Origin of the sequence: Bacillus haikouensis, assembly GCF_013179555.1 — a bacterium.
GTDB lineage: Bacteria > Bacillota > Bacilli > Bacillales > Bacillaceae_B > Rossellomorea > Rossellomorea haikouensis_A.
Genome location: NZ_JABMCR010000313.1, coordinates 1 through 4,358, shown reverse-complemented (window position 1 = coordinate 4,358; position 4,358 = coordinate 1). Strand labels below are relative to the sequence as shown.

General features: G+C 39.8%; 4 protein-coding genes. 3 read left to right on the top strand and 1 reads right to left on the bottom strand.

Annotated features, from left to right (window positions below):
* On the bottom strand, positions 1–1,737 hold a 1,737-nt coding region (locus HP456_RS20450; protein WP_216663368.1), incomplete at its 3' end, for a 7TMR-DISM family protein.
* An 82-nt stretch (positions 1,738–1,819) separates the two neighbouring features.
* Between HP456_RS20450 and HP456_RS20445 the strand changes: the two genes are divergently transcribed.
* From HP456_RS20445 to HP456_RS20435, 3 genes are all read left to right on the top strand, one after another.
* A complete protein-coding gene (locus HP456_RS20445) occupies positions 1,820–2,458 on the top strand; it encodes a hypothetical protein (protein WP_172254549.1) in 639 nt (212 codons plus the stop codon).
* A gap of 304 nt (positions 2,459–2,762) precedes the next feature.
* The gene (locus HP456_RS20440) at positions 2,763–3,281 is read left to right on the top strand and encodes a DUF3995 domain-containing protein (RefSeq protein WP_246289308.1); all 519 of its coding nucleotides are present in this window, start codon (positions 2,763–2,765) and stop codon (positions 3,279–3,281) included.
* A 169-nt stretch (positions 3,282–3,450) separates the two neighbouring features.
* Positions 3,451–4,358: hypothetical protein (locus HP456_RS20435; RefSeq protein ID WP_172254547.1), on the top strand; the 908-nt coding region annotated here is incomplete at its 3' end.

The following is a 4,358-nucleotide window of genomic DNA, read 5'->3' as shown; positions in this document are numbered from 1 at the left end:
ATTCACTTTCTCTAAGAAGTACTTACGGTTTAAAAGGTTGGTTAAGTGGTCGAACATGGCAGATTTTTTGAGCGCCTGAAAGCTGTTTATATTGTCTACCAAAGCTGTGAACTGGTCACTGAAAGAAGAGAGGAGGCTGCCTGTTACTGATGAATCCAGCTTTTCCTTTTGCTGACTGCAGACAATGAACAATCCTATATGGGAATCACAATGAATCGGGATAGCCAATATCGAACCGGAACTGTGGTTGAGTCCAAAAGGGTTTCCGGTTTCATCAACATCCTTCATGTACAAATATTTTTCTTTGGATCCACTTTCAAATTCTATGTGATCTTTTACTTCCAGATTCCCTGCATTCGAGACACATTTCCAGGCTGTACCTTCTTTCATAAGGTATAACCCTTTCTCAAATTGGGTGATGTCCATTAAACACGTTAAACCTGATTCTGTTAATGCCTTGAATTCTTTTATGGTCGACAACTGTTTAAATGAATTCTGCAGAAGGGTTTGTATATAGTACTTTCTGGATTCCTGCTCTTTTTCTTTCGTGATTCTTTTGATCTTGTCTGCTAAACCCAATGAAAGAACCAGGACCTCCACTACAGCACCAATTTTAGGTGCGTATAAAGTAAGATTGGTTAGAGGCAGTATCTTGTAGGCTGCTAATAAATTTAACAGAACTCCCGCGAAGAGGAGTGTCCACGCTGCGATAAAAAATTTTGCCTCTCTTGTTGTCAATCTGACCTTTAATGCTATCGCAATAATAAACACCAGGAAGATGGTCGCAATAACAGTGCTTATCATGGTGACGGTCCCAACATTAAGAATAAAAGGGAGTAGTAAACAACCTGCACAAATGCTATTGAAATACGTCACTGCCTTATTCAGTGCAGGAGCTTTTTCTTTAAGTTGAAGGAAATGCCTGGCAAACTGTAACGCAAATAGTGAAGACCATAGGATGAAAAAGGAATTTGACCTCAAAGCCCACCATGGAAAGTCTCCCCAAAGCCATTGAAATGCAAAGCCGTCCCAAATGGTTTGCATGATAGTAAAACCAATAATAAATAAAATGTAGTATAAATAACTTTTTTCCTTCAAGGAAATGAATAAGAAACTATTGTATATAATCATGGCAAACATTATTCCATAAAAAATACCGAAGATAGACTGTTTAGTATAGTTGTTTTCTGAGAAGGCAATTGGATCCCAAAGAGACACAGGAGCCTGAAAGAAACTATCCGTTTGAATTTTCAATAAATATGTAGTAGAAGCCGACGGCTGCAGGGAAAGTTCAAAGACCAAATTGCGGTGTTTATACTCTCTTGTGTCAAAAGGAAAACGGTATCCTAACGTTTCTTCTTTGATGAGCTGATTATTTTTTATGCTGTATAAAGTGACTGAACTTAGATGGGGTTTCTGAATTTCGAGCAGCAGATTCCTTGTATCTTCAGATTGATTCGTTAAATCCGCTTTCAACCAATAGCTGGCATCTGATAGATCTCCGGATTGATCTGTTTCTGATAATGGGACAAATTCATTTTCCTTATCGAGTATCTGTTCATCTATAAGATTATCTTTATCTAAAAAGAATTTCAGCCGACTGGAAAGATTTAATTCTTGAAGGTTTTCAGGGATAACTATACTTTCAGACACTGCACTTGCGGGTGTGCAGCTGATTGGTAGAAACATGAAAATAAAGGAAAAGATTATGATATACACACCGTAATATTTTTTCATAAAGATACTCCTAGTTCATTTTCTTACCGTATAATTATAGCATAGGATCCACTTTGGAAAATTATTTAAAAGGAGGATGAAAATGGATTCAACGTCATTTGCTTTACTTTATCCAACTCTCAAAACAGGGGATTTAGTTTTATTCAGTGGGAAATACCCGATTAGCAAACTAGTAGAAAGCCTTGAAAACAGCATGTGGTCTCACGCAGGTATGGTATACCGGCCGAATCCGGAAGGGGAAGTTTACTTCTGGGAATCAACTGCACTAACGAATATACAAGATGAGTTTATGCATGACAACCTGCCGGGTCCAAAGGTCGTTAAATTAATCGATCGTCTTAAAACATATGGACAAGATATAAACCCGTATGAACCGCCTCAATATGCCGTGCGTTCACTTAACCTGGATCGGCCGGTAGATGAACTTAAATTAGTAGAATATATGAAAGAAGTACATGGAATCCCAAATCCGTCTGAATGGAAGATGATTGAGGAGGTAATAGAAGGCAGGTTCTTTTCTATTACTTCAAAAAGTAAAGATTACACTTGCAGCAAGCTTATCGGAGAAACGTATCAAAAGTTAGGAATAGCGTCCTTTACCATTCCGCTAAATGGACTCATGCCTAAAGACTTTTCTTCTTCAGGGAACATTAATCTGATTAGTGGTCACTTGAGTGAAGAAGTGTTGATAGACTTGGAGAATCAAAAAACGGCCCTGTAACACCATAACTTCAAGGTCATCTCCATGACGAATTCGAGTAGTGGTTATTGACCATTAAAATAAGTTAAATAAAAATCCTGTAGAGTAGTCAGCAGAGTTTTCAATTTATTAATAAAACCTCACTTTGTTTTACTGGCAAGCATATCCAAACGTTGATTTATCCACATCCCTTGGCGCAAAGGCGTTTTTGACAGCTTCGAGGGTAATCGTTATATACAATTCAAATGAATAAAATTATACATGACTCATTTTCTATCTCATACCATGATAAAAGGGATTTAAAAAGGGATAGAGGGTGGATCAATTGAAGCTTCGAAAAGTGAAACCGGAATCAACAACATGGGCCTATGTGGCATGTACTTCTGCACTCTTATACGCCGCACCACATCTTTGGTGGGGGATGGGAATATCTGCAGCTTTTCCAGGTGACGATCAATCCTTCACTGATAATGGCTGGTCAATAGCTATTGGGTTTTGGATGATGGGTTTCGCAGCTGTTCTGGCAGCAATTTTTACCCTTTCATTTATATCATCATGGGGTCGAAGAATTCCTCGTTTAATGCTGCTTACATTTGGTTGGATCTCATCAGTCGGGTTGACGTTTTGGGGGCTCGGTTTTTATTATTTAAGATTTTTTATAGAAATTGGCCGTGTGGCATCTTCCCCACAATTTATTTATCAAGATTCAAATTTACATCCAGTCATTTGGGGTTACATTTGGTATTCCCTGTTCTTGGTCTGGGGGATTTCACTAGGTCTTACCGTCCTGCAGTATCAAAGAAGATCTCGTATACAGAATGCTGCAAAAACCAAAACGGAATAATGAATAGACATGGGGAAAATTTGCTTTTTTGTTCAACAATCGGGCGCATTTCTGCTGAAGGATCTGCTCTTTTCTTCATTAGGAGCAAAATCATGAAGCAAGGAAGAAAGCTATTCTCTTGTAAAGGAAGGTACGTTTTTAGTAAGAGAATACTTTAGGGAGGGTGAAAATGGAGCCGAAAATAAATATCAATCATTCCACACATGTTTCCTGGTTTTCGCGGTGGCCACAGTGGACCGGATATGCAGCTGCACTATGGTCCCTGATATACGGCTTGCTCGGGCTGTACTGGTTACTGGGCGGAAACGGATTTCCTTTCGGTAAAAACGATTCACGGTCAGAAATGATGGGATCATTTTTATCAAATTTTAATGTTGATGTCGGGGGGCCGGTCATTGCCATAGCTGGATTGGCAGGTGCAGTGGCAGCGACAGCGATGATCAAGTCATGGGGAAGTCGTTTTCCTCGAGCCATCATACTTTCCTTTGCTTGGATAATGAGTGTGACGCTTCTATTTATCGTACCAGATTCGCGAATTGCACAGAACTTTGCTTATTTGTTTATGCTTCATTTTGATCTGCTGGATTGGCGAGTGATTAATCAAGTTTTTTGTATAATTGGCGGGTTCTTATGGGGCGCTTCTGCATTAGCATATTTTCGCCATACACAGAATGCTTGCGGCCATTGTGGCAGGAAAGACGCTGCAGAACGATCATCAACTAAAGCAGCGGCAAAGTGGGGAAAATGGTTTACCTATTCGGCAGTACTTATGGCATTGCCATACGGTATTGTCCGATGGGCGTGGGCGTTGGGAATCCCTATGGGGACAAACGACGCATCAATGGTTGGAAATGAAGACAATTTATTAGCTGAAGCCATACTGGGAGGATTATGTATTGGCGGTGGAATTCTCACGCTGGGACTTATTCAGAAATGGGGAGTGATTTTTCCACGGTGGTGCTTTTTTCTGGCAGGTAAACAAATTCCAATTTGGTTTGTTTTGGTTCCTGCAACGTTGATGTCGGCTATTATCACGCTAACGGGGCTGAAGCTCAGTCCACAAATCATTCTGATGAT